We start from the raw sequence: 15777 nt of genomic DNA, 5'->3' as shown, positions 1-15777 counted from the left end.
TGTGCATTATATAATGCCTACAAATGCACTACGTTGATTAAAATATAACTACAGCATATTAAAATATCAGCTGTGCATCTGTAGGTAAAAAAACGCTAAACATCAACACTACATAAGCTCTATTTGTCGCTTAATACTCTCTTCTAACGAAATAAGTGTTTCGGTACGCTGAATACCTTTTACTGCCTGTATTTCTTCGTTAAGCACGTGACGCAGGTGATCGGTATCTCTACAAGTAATTTTAGCAAACATACTATAAGCCCCCGTGGTGTAATGTAGCTCTACCACTTCTTTAATTTTGCTTAATTGTTCTACAGCATCTTTGTACAACGAACCCTTTTCTAAATAAATACCCAAAAAGGCCGTAATATCATAACCAGCTTTCCGCGGATCGATAATTAAATGAGAGCCCCTGATAATACCCATATCGGCCAGTTTTTTCATACGCACATGCACTGTACCTCCAGAAACGATGAGTTCTTTAGCAATTTCTGTATAAGGTTTGGTCGCATCTTGCATTAATTGCGTAAGTATCTGTATATCGAGGTTGTCAATTTCGAAATTTTGTGTTTCCTTTTTTAGCATAAATTATATTTTTAGCAATGAATTATAAATATAAATGAAAATATAATAAAAATAAAATTAAATCATTAAAAAATTTGCAATGTATTTGGTAAACGGCCTATATTTGTATCAAGCAAAAGCCAGTAGGCGGCCCGCAGTTCTCGGTTAGCAATTCGTAATTGTTAATCAAAACTGGAGATTGAAAAACTAAAATAATGTAGGGTGGTGAAATTGGCAGACACACCTCCTTGTCTCGGTGGTAGAGAATTTGGGAAATCCGGCAACGGCACAACCACTCTATGAAGGTTCGACTCCTTCCCCTACAGCTTTTAAGTTATAGTTAACTAAACGTAACGACATACAACTTAAAACATTTAAAATGTTGGGTGGTGAAATTGGCAGACACACCTCCTTGTCTCGGTGGTGGGGATTATGGGATAAACGCAGTTTATGGGTTGACCACAAATTAATTTTTGAACTGTAGCTAACTACCCCTTGAAGGTTCGACTCCTTCCCCAACAGCCATTTTTATAAATAATAAGTTAGTTAAGAAAGCGGTTCTGGATTGAATCGCTTTTTTTTATTTCTATTAATTTTCAAAGAGCATACTTTGTTTTTATCATTTTTCAGCTTTCATCTAAGCCACTTACGTCGCTGCAAGGCGCAAAGCAATTCGGCACGTAAACCTTAAAGCAGCCTTAAGGTTGCTTGTTCAAACAATTGGGATAAAAGCTGCCCAACAATGACGTAGATTTTGTTAAAAACGAAAAGACAAAGGTACAAAATAATCATTTATATACTTTTTTAACGAAAAAACTAATAATATTTCAACGCATCTCAAAAGATAAAACCATTTTAACAAAAAAATCCTCCCGCTTACACCTATCGTGTGGACACAAATATTGGAAAATGTTATTTTCCTCCCCCTGCCCCCTCGGAGAGGGGGATATGCAAAATGCTTAAGCACCATGTGTCCCCCTCTTGGAGGGGGATTTAAGGGGGAGGAATGAGATGTGTCCACACGATAGGAATAGTCGGGTAAACAAGGAGGATTTTGATCAACTATTTGTTGGCAATAACACCGAACGCACAATTGCTATTTATTGGTGTACTTATCGCTAAACTTCTTATCCAGTTGTTTGTGTAGGTTATCTAAGTTGATGTCCCTACCTTGAATAAAAGCTTTCTCTATTTTGTTCGATTTCATGTCTAGCGCATCGCCAGTAGAAATAAACAACGTGGCATCTTTGCCCACTTCTAAACTGCCAACGGTTTTATCGATCCCTAAAATTTTGGCCGTGTTTAGCGTAATGGTTTGCAACGCTTTTTCTTTATCTAAGCCCCAAGTTGCCACAGTACCCGCCATAAAAGGCAAGTTGCGTTGTTGCCAAAAATCATCGATGCTTACTGCTACGGTTACCCCTGCATTATACAAAATAGCTGCATTTTTGTAGGGCATGTTTACATCGTCATCAACGTTGTTTGGCAAAGCATGTGGTTGTTTTACAATTACGGGCACATTGTTTTGCTTCAAGAAATCTGTTACCAAATAAGCTTCACTACCACCAATAATTACTGGCGTAATGTTAAACTTTTTGGCAAAGTTTACCGCAGCAACAATATCTTTTTGGGTATTGGCCGTGATATACAATTTCTGCTCGCCTTTAAACAGTTTGGCCATGGCTGCCATACGCGTATTGGTTTCGGCAGGTTTAGCCCCTTCGTTATAAGCTTTTGCTTCGGCAAAGAAACTATTTAACTCGGCAATGGCAGCTTGTGTACGTTCAGCCATTGCTTCGGCAGAGAAACCAGTTCTTCCACCAAAACCTCTAAAACGAGGTACCACTGGCCAATTTACATGCATGCCCTCATCGGTTTTAACAGCGGCATCTTCCCAGTTCCAAGCATCTAGCTGTACTATAGAAGAACTACCAGAAATTGCGCCGCCACTTGGTCTAATTTGGGCCATTAAAACGCCATTGCTACGCAAGGTAGCTGGCACCTTAGAATCGGTATTGTAAGCTACTAATGATCTAATATGTGGGTTAAAGGTACCTATTTCTTGAAAATCTAAAGTTGCCTTAACCGATTCGTACTCTACCAAACCCAAGGTGTTTACCGGCGCTATAAAACCCGGGTAAACGTGCTTGCCGTTCACATTAATCAGTTCGCCATCATTGCTTGCAAATTTCACGGTAGTGGCATCGCCAACACCGGTAATTTTGCCTTTTTCGAACACCACGTAACCGTTATTGATGACCTGTCCGTTACCGGTATGCACTACCCCACCCAACAAAATTACTTTTTTGGCTTGGGCTTTGGCCGGAGAGATATTCGCTTGAGCAAAAGCCGACACACTTGCCGCCATTGCTAAAAACAGGGTTAAAATTTTCTTATTCATGGTGGTGTCCTCCTTCTGTTGCAATTGCTTCGAAGCCATTAGAAAAATCGCTTGCAGTTTCGCAATTGTATAATGTAGGTGTTGTACCCATTGGACGTTGAGTTCTTCCTCCCTTATTTTTACTGTCTAACATTTTTTGAATTAACCTGGCTCGCTCTATTTGTTGTTGTTTTAATTTCTGAGCATCTTTTTCGATATCCCAATATAAAACGCCGTCAACAAAAGTTTTTTCTGCTTTGGCATAAATAGACAGCGGATGGTCTGACCAAACCACTACGTCGGCATCTTTACCGGCTTTTAAACTACCCACTTTATCATCAATATGCAGCATTTTAGCAGGGTTTAAGGTTACAAATTTGAACGCATCTTCTTCTGGAACACCTCCGTACAATACTGCTTTACCGGCTTCCTGATTTAAACGGCGAGCCATTTCTGCATCATCTGAGTTAAATGCCGTAGTAATGCCTACGTTGTGCATAATTTTGCCGTTGTACGGAATTGCCTCTGCCACCTCAAATTTATAAGCCCACCAATCGGAGAAAGTAGAAGCTGCAATACCATGAGCTTTCATCTTATCGGCCACTTTATAACCTTCTAAAATGTGGGTAAAGGTGTTGATTTTAAATCCTAAACTATCGGCCACGTGGATTAACATATTAATTTCCGACTGTACATAAGAGTGACAGGTAATGAAACGTTTGTTGTTCAGAATTTCTACCAAAGCATCTAATTCTAAATCTCTACGTACGTTGTTGCCTTTCACTTTTAAAGCCAATTCGTAATCTTTAGCACGCGTAAAAGCATCAACAAATGTTTGCTCTACACCCATACGTGTTACTGGGAAACGCTGACCATTACCAAAATTACTTTGCTTTACGTTTTCGCCTAATGCAAATTTGATGAATGGATCTGCTCCTGCAAATTTCAATTCTTCGGGCAATTTACCCCAACGCAGCTTGATTAACTGCGATTGACCACCAATTGGATTGGCCGAACCGTGAAGAATTTGCGAAGTAGTAACGCCACCCGCCAACTGACGGTAAATGTTTACGTCTTCAGAGTTGATGATGTCGCCAATGCGAACCTCAGAAGAAACCGATTGTGCACCTTCGTTAATGCCGCCTGTACCGGCAATGTGCGAGTGCTCATCAATAATACCCGGTGTAACGTGTTTACCGGTAGCATCAATTACTTTTGCAGCACCAGCAGCAAGGTTTTTACCAACCGCTTTAATTTTTCCATTCTCCAAAAGTACATCTGCATTTTGCAGGATGCCGTCTTTTTCGTTTGTCCAAACTGTAGCATTTTTTAACAACACGCTTTCTGCCTTAGGCTGTACTTCGTTACCAAAGGATTGAAATGGATAGATCAAAGGTGCATTGGTAGCTAAAGCAGCTTTTGGTTCTTCTCTTTTAGGAGCCTCTTTGCCAGCTTCTTTAAAGGTTGCCGTCCACTTGCCTTCCGAGCCATCGCTTAAAGCCGACACGCCTTTCATTGCAATTGGCGATTCGGAAGAGATATATCCCGTTAAACGAACATCGCCTTTCGGATTTTTCTTTAAGTTAAAGCTCAACGTCACCCAGTCGCCATTACGACCTAAAGTTGCGGTAGTTTTAACGCTATCGGCACCTGTTCTTTCAATAGCGGCTGTGGTAGGCCCAGTTATTTTTAACGTTAACGAACCTACGCCATCAACGTTTAAATTGTAAACACCTTTTAAATCGCTTACATCCATTTTGTTAACGATGTAGCGTTTACCTTGTACCCAATTTTCGTGGATGATATTGCCGCTCTTAAATAAATTATCGGAAGTGATTAAGAAGTTGGCCAACTTTCCTTTTTCTAAAGAACCTACTTTATCGCTAACGCCCAACAATTTTGCAGGCACTTCGGTTACAGACATTAAGGCCTGTTTCTCCGTTAGTCCGCTTGCTATGGCGGTGCGGATGTTTGCCCAAAACTCGCGAGTGTTATCTAAACCAAAAGCAGTAAGTGCAAAATTAATCCCAGCTTTTTCTAAAATACCAGGGTTTGAAGAGGCCATTTCCCAAGCCTTCATTTGCGCCAAAGTTACGTTTCTAGCTTCGGCAGGATCTTCAACATCGTAAGCTTTAGGGTAAGCAATAGGGATAATTAAACTCGCTCCCGTAGCCTTCACCGCATCTACGCGTTGGTATTCGTCGCCATTAGATTTGATGATGTATTGTTTGCCAAACTCCTTCCCAATTTTATCGGCACGAAGGATGTTTTGCCAGCCATCGGCCTCAAAAAGCTGAGGTAGGTTTTGTTGTTTATTAAATTCATCTAACGAGATGTTGTATTCTTCTTTTTGGTTCTTATACCAAGCCGCATCTAAATAAGTTTGGCGTAACAAAGCGATAGAACCCATTAACGAGGTGGGATAATCGTTAGTTGAACTTCCCTTACTGAACGAGTAGTTGGCCGCAGTTTGGTCTTTCAAAATCACCTTGTGTTCAAACTCGTCGTTTAAGGTAACCGCAGCCGAAGTACCACGGGCAATACCATCGCGATTAATTACATTTACACTGCCAAAACCTGCTTTACGCAAATCATCGGCTTTTTTACTATCGATAGCAAAGATGGCTCTTACTTCTGTTTCTGGGCGAATAGCCGCATTCCAGTTGTAAGCTCCTTTTTTCTGTGAAGTAAAAATAGATTGACGCTGTCCGCCAAAACCACTACGTTGGGCGGCAGCCTCTACAGTAATGCCATAGCTGGTAAAAGCATCAATTAACGAAGGGTAGATGTATTTCCCTTTGAGGTCAACAACCACATATCCTTTTGGAATTGCAGTACCAGCACCTACCGATTGGATGACCTGGTTTTTAATGAGCAACGTACCATTGCTAATGGTTTGGTTGGCATTTACCACAATAGTTGCATTGGTAAAGGCATATTGCCCACTTCGCACATCGTATGACCCGTTTACCGGATAGGTTTGTTGCGCAAATGCAAATACAGTAGAAAACACCAACGCTAACGCTAGTAAAATTTTCTTCATGTTAGTTAATGTTTAGAATTAATGCTTAAAGCTATTTATAATTCTAATGCTTTTAATTACCTAACATATTTTTTACTTAGCAAAGCTTTTTCATTCCTTTACAAGACGGGGCATATTAATGCAATTGCACCGGTGATCACGCCAATTATGGGTTAACATAAAGCAAAAAAATGAGATTTTAACTTTGTCAACTTTCTGGCAAACTGTATAGAAAGTTGACAAAGTTTTATTTTACTTGTGGCTGGTATTGTAGGTTCCCCTTTGCTGTTCGACATTTGTAATGTCGAACCCACATCTACGGATTTGCAATCTGGTTTGTATAATTCAAATCAAAGATCTTATGATAAGGCTTCGGAGTTACAAACTCCGAAAAGCGGGAGTAGCGTTAAGGTTGTTAGCTTTTAATTACAACAAATTTGCCCTAAATTCCTTAACTTTGCACTAACAAAACTCCCCGCCCACCTGGGCCACCAACCTTAGCTAAAAACACCAATTTTATCCCACATTATAGCGAGGTTATAGCGACCTTATAGCGACTTTACTTCCAATCTAGTTCGGTTGTACTTCGCCTTAACTTGCGGTATAGTACCATTAAGCTTGCTGTTGTCATTGTTCCAGCTTCGCAAAAACAAGATTTTACCGAACAATCCCCACACAAGCTACAAACCAAGTCCAAACATAAAGCCCAAAAAGGAATTATATTTCAACTTTGTCAACTTTCTGGCAAACTGTATAGCAAGTTGACAAAGTTTTATTCCCTTTAATTAAATCAGTCCATAGACTTCCGTTACTTAATACATCTTTTGATTTAATTGGATCATAGACCATAGACCTATCATTATTATAGATGTTGATATATGAGTTTTCATTAAGCAATAATTTGTCAAAAATTAAATTTAAACTAAATGCCTTAGAAGACTGTAATGATAAATAGTGAAAAATAGTATCGCCACTTTTGTAGGCTTCTCCTTCTTTAATAAAGTCGATATCAACATCTATAGCTTTACCAAATCTATAAGGATACCCTAATTTACTTTCGACGGAGTCTTGTTTAAGCATACGATCGACATCCTCGTTTTTTAACACAAAATCTTTGGTTAGTTTTGTTGATTGAAATCGAGGTAAAAAAGTATTTCGCTTGTCGATTTTAGATGCAATTTGACAATTTGCATTTAAGCAGTTTGTTAATTGAATTATACAAATTAACAAGATACATAGGAGTTTAGATGATTTCATAATTTATTAGTCTAATTATTCATTTGGCATACAATTTTCATAAAGCTTCATTACATTCACTTTTATTGTAGGAAGTCCTCCTATATCACAAAAATTTCCATCTCCAAATTGACTAACTATTTGATACTTGATAGATATCACAATACCTTCTTTTTGTTTATCTGAAGGTATATTGCCTACAAGTACACAGCTATTATAGGTAGGCTTTTCTGCTGCACTTGCATCTGTCCATACATTGCCAACATTTTCAGGCTTTAGAATCTGCACAACGGTACCTCCACAGGTAGTTTTAATAATTTTTGCATTGTTACAGTATTGTACCTCTGCTTTTTCATCTTGTTTGTCACAAGAAAACGCTAACAAAATTATTAGAGTGTAAAATGAATTAAGCTTCATAACATTATGATTTAATAATTAATCTAAGGGACTATTAGGCAAAAAAAAAGAAGGGAAACGAGCAATTAAATAATATTTCAAATAAAGCTAAATTTTAGCTTGTTAATATCCAACACCTTACGTGTTTATTTTTAAATCCATTCCGTTATTTAAAACGATTACAAATTACATCCTAAATCTGCGCTTGCTAAAATCGCTCAATTAAATCCCTATTTTTCTTCTTTGAGAAAGATATTCCTAATGGATGAGGAGAGAACAATAAAATTGCATACAAAAGCAATTTTATCTAAGTTTGAAAATAAAAACCGAAATCATGGATTCATTGTACAACATTTTAAAAAGTGCGCACTCGGGATGGCGCTATGTAGTTTTAGCTTTATTGGTTATTGCCCTTATACAAGCCCTAGTAGGTTGGTTTGGCAATAAAAACTATACAGAAAGTAACAGAAAGCTAAATGTATTTACTTTAATTAGTGCACACATCCAGTTTTTAATTGGCATAGGTTTATATGTTCAAAGTCCGTTTACAAGTGGCCCAACCAGCGAAGCTTTATACCGTTACTGGAAAATGGAGCACCTTGCCATTATGATTATAGCTATTATTTTAATTACCATTGGCAATTCTAAATCTAAAAAGGCGGCTACTGCGGTAGCAAAACACAAAGCCATTGCTATTTTCTTTGGCATTGCGTTAATTTTAATCATTGCTTCTATTGCCATGATGGTTAAAAACGACCCATCTAGAACTTTCTTTGGAATTTCGTAGTTTTCTGTCATTCTGAACGCAGTGAAGAATCTGTTACGCTAGTGCACTCATTAAACAATTTTCTCCTAATGCTGAAATGACAAAGGAATGGCTAAAACAATAAAATTTGTATAAATATTTTTATTATTTAACATTTTGTATAAATTTGCTTTACAATGATTAACAAAATAAACACTTGGCAATGGCGTCTTAATTCGAAAGAAAGTTTCGTCAATGGCTGGTGCAAAATATAGTTATATCAAATAACCCTAAACTTAAACCACATTTAAACCCGACGGAACCACACGTCGGGTTTTTTTATTGGATTTCTCCGTCATGGCGAGGAACGAAGCAATCCAAAAAACTAAATGCTATACTTCCTCGCAGCTACGACAACAAGAAGAGATGAATAACTATACGATACATACCTATAGCAAAAAAAGACTAGCAGACACTACCACACCGGTTAGCATTTACCTGCGCTTAAGAGATGTTTTTACCAACACCATACTATTAGAGAGTTCCGACTACCACAGTAGAGAAAATGCCACCAGCTATGTTTGTGCCGAACCTGTGGCTGGATTTATTTTGAAAGACGGGGAGTTGAACATCAACTACCCCGATGGGAGCAAAGAAACCAAGAAAGATTTTGTACTTGCCGAAGAAATCACAGCTTTTAAAGAGCAGTTTAAACAAGCTACTTTAACAGAATCGAAACACATTTCTAGTGGTTTATTTGGTTACTTTACTTGGAATACCGTTCAGTATTTTGAGGACATCAAATTCTCATCGGCTACGCCCGAAGATGACAAAATACCTGAAATGCAGTACCATATTTACCGGTACATTATTGCCATTGATCACTTTAAAAATGAAATCACTTTGTTTAAAAACACTTTTAACAATGATGATAGTGATGATTTGAGCAAGATGGAATACATTATCCAAAACAAGAACTTTCCAGAGTACGGCTTTAGCACCAATGGCGAAGAAAGCTCTAACCTAAGCGACCAAGGTTTTATGGATATGGTAGAGAAATTGAAAAAGCATATTTACCGTGGTGATGTTTTTCAAATTGTGCCATCGAGAGCGTTTAAGCAAGGTTTTTTAGGCGACGAGTTTAACGTTTACCGTTGCTTGCGTTCTATCAATCCATCGCCATATTTGTTCTATTTCGATTATGGCAGCTTTAAGCTTTTTGGCTCATCGCCCGAAGCGCAGATTACCATTAAGAATGAAACAGCTAACATTTTTCCTATTGCTGGCACCTTTAAGCGCAGCGGCAACGACGAAGAAGACGCAAAAATTGCCAAAGCTCTGGAGAACGACCCAAAAGAAAGTGCCGAACACGTAATGCTGGTCGATTTAGCTAGAAACGATTTAAGCAGGCATTGCAAACAAGTAGAAGTAAAATCATTTAAAGAAGTGCAATATTATTCGCATTTAATCCACTTGGTATCGAAAGTAAGCGGGCAGTTGCAAGACAAAGGCAGCTCGTTTAAAGTAGTAGCCGATACCTACCCTGCCGGAACCTTGAGTGGCGCACCAAAATACCGAGCAATGCAATTAATAGATGAAAATGAAAATTTGGGGCGTAATTTTTATGCAGGTGCCATTGGTTACATGGGCTTTAACGATGATTTTAACCATGCCATCATGATTAGAACTTTCATGAGTAAAAACAACCAATTACATTACAGGGCGGGTGCCGGTATTGTGGCAGATTCGGTTGCTAAAAACGAATTGAACGAAGTAAATAATAAGATTGCCGCATTGCGTAAAGCAATTGAAATGGCAACGGAGATAACCCCCTAACCCCCAAAAGGGGGAATGCTAACCAAATTGGTTATAGCGAAACAAAAAGATAAATTAAAAAAGATTTTATATCATAAATGGACGATAGCAATACAAAGTCCCCTTTAGGGGATTTAGGGGTAGTTTTAATCATAGATAACTACGATAGTTTTACTTACAACTTGGTGCATTTAATTAACGAATTAGGCTATGAAACCGAAGTTTGGAGAAACGATAAATTTGAACTGGCCGATGTAGCTCGCTATGATAAGATTCTATTATCACCCGGCCCTGGTATTCCGGAAGAAGCAGGTTTATTACTAGACGTGATTAAGACTTACGCCCCAACAAAAAGTATCATGGGTGTTTGTTTAGGTCAGCAGGCAATAGCTGAGGCTTTTGGTGGCAGCTTATTAAATTTAGGCAGGCCCATGCATGGCATTGCCACGCCCGTAACAAAAACTGTTGAAAGCGAACTCCTTTTTAGGAATATTGATGCACCATTTGAAGTTGGCCGTTACCACAGCTGGGTGGTAGATCCAGCGCATTTGCCTGAAAGTTTAATGGTTACTTCGGTAGATGCAGACGGACAGATTATGTCGGTAAGACATAAGGAACTGGATGTTTGCGGTGTACAATTCCACCCAGAAAGTGTATTAACACCACAAGGCAAGCAAATAATGAAAAACTGGTTGGAAGGAAGTGAAAAGCGGAGCGTAAAAAGTTAAAAGTTAGAGAAGCATAGACCATTACCATACTGTCATTGCGAGGCACAAAGCAATCTTACCATCTCTAACTTTGTCAACTTTCTGAACAGTTTGCCGAAAAGTTGACAAAGCTTTACTACTATGGTTTTAAGATTCCTTCGTACCTCACAATAATGAACGAAATAAAAACATGAGCCAAAATATTTTAGACAAAATCGTTTTACGAAAAAGAGAAGAAGTTGCCCTTGCTAAACAACAGGTAAGTGTAAAAGAGTTAGAAAACAATCCTGTGTTTAACAGAACGCCTTATCGTTTTAAGGATTTCCTGTTAGCTGCAGATAGAACGGGCATTATTGCCGAATTTAAAAAGCAGTCGCCTTCTAAAGGCGTAATTAATGGCAATGCCGATGTAAAAGCAATTACACAAGCTTACAATGCGGCAGGAGCCTCGGCCTTATCAGTATTAACAGATACTGACTTTTTTGGCGGCAAAAAGGAAGATTTACTGCAAGCCCGCAGCGTTAACGAAATTCCTATTTTACGGAAGGATTTTATGGTTGACGAATACCAAATTTTGGAAGCAAAGGCTTGGGGAGCCGATATTATTTTATTAATTGCAAGTATTTTAACCCCCCAACAAATTGCCGATTATGGTAAATTGGCACAAAGCTTAGGCTTAAACGTATTGTTAGAAGTTCATGATTTGGCAGAGTTGGAAAGAAGCATTTGTGCACATTTGGATGCTATTGGCGTAAATAACAGAAACTTGGGAGATTTTACGGTAAACATCCAAACTTCATTCGATTTGGTGGATAAAATACCTGATGAGTTTTTAAAGATTTCGGAAAGTGCGATTAGCAACCCACAAACCATTAAAGATTTAAAACAGGTAGGTTTTCAAGGTTTCTTGATTGGGGAAAATTTTATGAAAACGGAGAACCCAGGTATGGCGATGAAGGATTTTGTTGAGGAATTATAATAAAGAGCCAAAAAGCGGATTGCAAATCCTCAGATAGTGAGTTCGACATTACAAATGTCGAACAGCAGCGGTTGTAGGTTTTCTTGTCGTCATTTCGATGAGTGTAAGGAAGAGAAATCTAGCAAATTGTATATAAGCTGTTAGATTACTCCTATCGTCGATGACGACAAGAGTAAAAATGCTTACAATTTTTTCGAAACTGTAAATCACGCTAGAAAAGCGGGGTTAAATGTCGTAAAATCTATAGATGGAACGAAAGTCTAAATTTTAATTTTCCAAGCAAAATCTAAACTTATAGTATGCTCGTACCTAAGTTTCTCTATTAAAGGACGGTAAAGTGAAGGTCGATAAATTAACCCTATACCAAAATATTTCGCTAGCTGCACATGTGACGGGAACACTAAACCAAATGTATAATGCGACTTAGACACTGGTTCTCTACTTGGAGAAGGAACTTCCCATCTATCATAATACTTTAAATCCCAAGTATTTTTCGTTGCCAATAACCCATATCCAAATGAAAATCTACCAAGATGATGATTATTCGATAAACTTATCGTCAAGGCATTCATGGCTTCATGTTCACCAGCAAAATCAACTGCAGCTGGAAAGGGGATAAAAAAATCTGTAATTCCAGAAACTGCCAATTCCAAAAACTGATAATTGGTGTGATAATAATCTACCCCTAAATTAATTCCCCAATAGCCAGTATTAGATTTATACTTTTCATTAGCTGGCCTTAAATAAAATGAGTTTATCCAAGGCAATGAAATGTGCAATTTGACTGCTCCTTTTTTAAAGTTATTCTCAAAGTTATTATATGTTGTATACTTACTTTTCGAAGTATCTGATACCGTTACATAAACGTGATTAGGATGACCAAATCTCTTATCATTACCTTTGTCTATGAACAACCCAATTCCGTAAGTGTACGGTATGTTTAGCCAGTATGTTAAAGATTTAAAAGGCTTAATCGCAACTTTTCTATTTAAACTATCGCTAAATATCTGAAACTCCTTTAGGCTATTATTTCGTTGAAAGCTAAGAACTACTTCGTCATTTATAGTTCTGATACTATCTTTTTTATATACTACTATAGCCGGTGCAGAAGTATGAATTTTTACGTCCTGATAATAGCCATTCATTATTGTAGCACAAGAACTTAGCAAAAATACCACTATAAAACATAGAAAAGTATATCTCGAAAAAAATGTCATTTTTCTAAAAAAACAGATTACAAACTTTACATGAAGCTACCAGTTTTTCAAATGCTTAACAACGAAAACAGAGCCGTCATTTCGATGAGTGTAGTGAAGAGAAATCTAACGTGATGCATAGAAATTGCTAGATTTCTCTCTTCGTTCGAAATGACGGCAAGTGCAAGAAACAAGTCAAACGACTAATAGTTAATCCCAGCAACTAACTCCTAGTCACTAACACCTAATCCCTATTACCTGACTACTGATACCTGTCCCTAATTAACTATCAAACTTTACACATTCCTTCAATTGTTTTTCGGTATAAGCCAGCTTGTACTGCTTCAACACGTCATCTGGCACGCCATTCCATTGATTTGGTGCATTACCAGCATAACCAATATCGGCTACGCCAATTTCTGACGTATAAAAACCAGAAGCCACCAAATTGCGTAAGCGGTTAAAGAACGCTACACCTTGGCTCATTTCTTTTGGGGCTTTGTTGGGGTAGGCTATTAGCTCTACCAATTCAATTTGCTGCTTATCGGTGCAGTCTCTAAAAGGTTTTCCAAAACGGTTTAAGCACTGCATGTCTATCCAACGCAAACCACCCCGCATCGGGATTTGGTGCGAAGGCATATCCTTCACAATAAATTCAATAAAATCTGGCACTTTAGCATCAGAGGCACTGCCACTCACTTCATCTTTAGGGATAATAATATCCGCTAGAATGGTAATGGTTGCCATTTCTTCTTTCGTAAAAAACGTTGGCTGTGCCAATAGCTCTTTTTCTCGAGCCAGTTCTTCCTTTGCTCGGTCGTAGGTAAATGCTGGATCGCCAGTTGCTCCTTCCTTTTCATCTTCGCGAGGTTTACAGCCACTTACCAAGGCTGTGGCAGAAATAGCACCAACGCCCAACATTTTTAAGGTTTCTCTTCTGTTCATGGCTTATAAGTTTTGTTTTTTCATTTCCGAAATAATGTATTCGCTAGCCCTCATCGAAAGTGCCAAAATAGTCCAAGTAATGTTTTTATCTGCCTGCGAAGTAAAGGCCGCACCATCTACCACAAATAAGTTTTTACAATCGTGTGCTTGGTTATATTTATTTAGCGCTGATGTTTTTGGATCGTTGCCCATACGTGCCGTTCCCGCTTCGTGAATAATTTTACCGGGAGATTCTAGCCCATAGTTATTCTCTTTGTTATAATCGCCTCCCCAAGTTACAATAGCCCCCATATTGTGCATCATCTCATCAAAAGTTTCTTTCATATGTTTGGCCTGTAAAATTTCATGGTCGCTCCACTTTACATTAAACTTCAATACCGGAATACCGAATTTATCGACCACATTTGGGTCAATTTCGCAACGGTTATCATACAATGGAATTGCCTCGCCACGACCAGCCATGCCCACACCTGCGCCATAGAAATAACGGTAATCTTCTTTTAAGGATTTACCGTAGCCGCCCGCTTCTTTCTGTACCCCACGAACGGCAAATTTACCATTCATTCCTTCAATACCGCCACCAAAACCATAAGCCGGTTGGCTCATACCACCCCAATATTCGATATGGTAGCCGCGAGGGAAATCGAGCTTTTTATTATCTAGCCACCAAGGCGAATAAATGTGCATACCCCCTACACCATCTTCGTTGTAACGTTTTCTATCAAATAATTGAGGTAAAACGCCTCCCATTGCCGCTCCAGTAGAATCATGTAAATAACGGCCAACTACATCGCTATTATTAGCCAAACCATTTGGATGACGCTTTGATTTTGAGTTTAACAGCAAACGAGAAGATTCGCAGGCACTTGCCGCCAAAATAACGGTACGGCCAGTTACTTGATATTCCATCATATCATCTTTATTGATGTAGGAAATGCCCGTAGCTAAACCTTCTTCATTAGTAAGTACTTCTCTTGCCATCGCGTTCGGAATAATATCTATGTTTCCTGTAGCCAAAGCCGGATAGATCAGTACGTTGGTAGAAGAGAAATCGGCTTTGGCCATGCTGCAGTTTCTATTGCACTGTCCACAAAAAAAGCAAACCCCTCTATCGTCGTTCAATTTTTGGGTAAGAATAGATAGCCTTGAAGGAATAACCTTTACACCAGAAACTGCCGCTCCTTTTTGAATAAAAAGCTCGTGTAAACGCGGCTTTGGCGGAGGTAGAAAATAACCATCTGGATGGTCTTCTAAACCTTCGTTAGTACCAAAAATACCAATCAGTTTATCTACCCTATCGTAAAATGGCTTGATGTCGTCGTAATCAATTGGCCAATTTTCGCCCAAACCATCTATGTCCTTTCTTTTGAAATCTTTAGGGCCAAAACGCAAAGAAATACGCCCCCAGTGGTTGGTTCTACCGCCTAGCATACGTGCCCGCCACCAATCCCATTCGGTGCCAGGCGCTTTGGTGTAAGGTTCGCCCTCTACGTCCCAACCGTAATAACAGGCATCAAAATCGCCAAAAGGGCGGAATTTGGTACTTGCTCCCCTACGTGGCGACTCCCAAGGATTTTTTAACTGCGTAATGTTCTTTTGCGGGTCGTACATGGCTCCGGCCTCTAAAAGACACACTTTTAAACCGGCTTTAGCAAGGGTATAGGCAGCCATACCGCCACCCGCACCCGAACCTACAATTACCGCATCGTAATGTTTGCTTTGTTTTTTGATTTGCATCTAGGCTTATAAATTAGTTAGGTGAATTGAAGTTAGGTGAATTTTATTTCAAGAA

Annotated in this window: 12 protein-coding genes and 2 tRNA genes; 6 read left to right on the top strand and 8 right to left on the bottom strand. The window is 38.7% G+C overall.

The genetic code is table 11. The annotated features are described in order from the left end of the window. Window positions 1–108 precede the first annotated feature (108 nt). Complete coding sequence (locus tag B3I52_RS14845) at window positions 109–585, bottom strand: Lrp/AsnC ligand binding domain-containing protein (protein WP_293302683.1); 477 nt, start codon at window positions 583–585, stop codon at window positions 109–111. Between the two features lie 195 nt (window positions 586–780). On the opposite strand from B3I52_RS14845, the gene B3I52_RS14840 reads away from it, so the two are divergent. Then, window positions 781–890 (top strand) — tRNA-Asp (locus B3I52_RS14840). Window positions 891–944: 54 nt separating this feature from the next. Beyond that, window positions 945–1089, top strand: a tRNA-Asp gene (locus B3I52_RS14835). Window positions 1090–1660: 571 nt separating this feature from the next. Here B3I52_RS14835 and B3I52_RS14830 read toward each other — a convergent pair. The 4 genes from B3I52_RS14830 to B3I52_RS14815 form a co-directional block, all read right to left on the bottom strand. Beyond that, window positions 1661–2965, bottom strand: coding sequence for an amidohydrolase family protein (locus tag B3I52_RS14830; protein WP_293302680.1), 1305 nt, complete (start codon window positions 2963–2965; stop codon window positions 1661–1663). Further along, the gene (locus tag B3I52_RS14825; RefSeq protein ID WP_293302677.1) at window positions 2958–5987 is read right to left on the bottom strand and encodes an amidohydrolase family protein; all 3030 of its coding nucleotides are present in this window, start codon (window positions 5985–5987) and stop codon (window positions 2958–2960) included. Before B3I52_RS14825 ends, B3I52_RS14830 begins: the two co-directional genes overlap by 8 nt. Before the next feature lie 696 nt (window positions 5988–6683). Beyond that, entirely contained in the window at window positions 6684–7223 is a 540-nt protein-coding gene (locus tag B3I52_RS14820) for a hypothetical protein (RefSeq protein ID WP_293302674.1), read from the bottom strand. Window positions 7224–7238: 15 nt separating this feature from the next. Next, window positions 7239–7619, bottom strand: a complete 381-nt coding sequence (locus B3I52_RS14815; RefSeq protein ID WP_293302672.1) for a hypothetical protein — start codon at window positions 7617–7619, stop codon at window positions 7239–7241. A gap of 313 nt (window positions 7620–7932) precedes the next feature. On the opposite strand from B3I52_RS14815, the gene B3I52_RS14810 reads away from it, so the two are divergent. The 4 genes from B3I52_RS14810 (at window position 7933) to trpC (ending at window position 11844) form a co-directional block, all read left to right on the top strand. Then, entirely contained in the window at window positions 7933–8385 is a 453-nt protein-coding gene (locus tag B3I52_RS14810; protein ID WP_349678686.1) for a cytochrome B, read from the top strand. A gap of 384 nt (window positions 8386–8769) precedes the next feature. Beyond that, window positions 8770–10179: an anthranilate synthase component I family protein gene (locus tag B3I52_RS14805; protein ID WP_293302670.1), complete on the top strand. Its 1410-nt coding sequence runs from the start codon at window positions 8770–8772 to the stop codon at window positions 10177–10179. A gap of 77 nt (window positions 10180–10256) precedes the next feature. Next, window positions 10257–10886: an anthranilate synthase component II gene (locus B3I52_RS14800; RefSeq protein ID WP_293302669.1), complete on the top strand. Its 630-nt coding sequence runs from the start codon at window positions 10257–10259 to the stop codon at window positions 10884–10886. Between the two features lie 169 nt (window positions 10887–11055). After that, window positions 11056–11844 carry an indole-3-glycerol phosphate synthase TrpC gene (gene trpC / locus B3I52_RS14795; protein WP_293302667.1) on the top strand — a complete coding sequence of 263 codons (789 nt, stop codon included), beginning with the start codon at window positions 11056–11058 and terminating at the stop codon, window positions 11842–11844. A 260-nt stretch (window positions 11845–12104) separates the two neighbouring features. On the opposite strand, the gene B3I52_RS14790 is transcribed toward trpC, so the two are convergent. From B3I52_RS14790 to B3I52_RS14780, 3 genes are all read right to left on the bottom strand, one after another. Then, a complete protein-coding gene (locus tag B3I52_RS14790) occupies window positions 12105–12989 on the bottom strand; it encodes a hypothetical protein (protein WP_293302665.1) in 885 nt (294 codons plus the stop codon). 333 nt (window positions 12990–13322) lie between these two features. Then, on the bottom strand, window positions 13323–13985 hold the full coding sequence (locus B3I52_RS14785) for a gluconate 2-dehydrogenase subunit 3 family protein (RefSeq protein ID WP_293302663.1): 663 nt from the start codon (window positions 13983–13985) through the stop codon (window positions 13323–13325). 3 nt (window positions 13986–13988) lie between these two features. Continuing rightward, entirely contained in the window at window positions 13989–15722 is a 1734-nt protein-coding gene (locus B3I52_RS14780; RefSeq protein WP_293302660.1) for a GMC oxidoreductase, read from the bottom strand. Window positions 15723–15777 lie beyond the last annotated feature (55 nt).

The sequence above is a fragment of the Pedobacter sp. UBA4863 genome (assembly GCF_002399615.1).
Taxonomy (GTDB): Bacteria; Bacteroidota; Bacteroidia; order Sphingobacteriales; family Sphingobacteriaceae; genus Pedobacter.
Note: the sequence above shows the minus strand (reverse complement) of the source record. Positions and strands in the feature narration are given on the sequence as shown.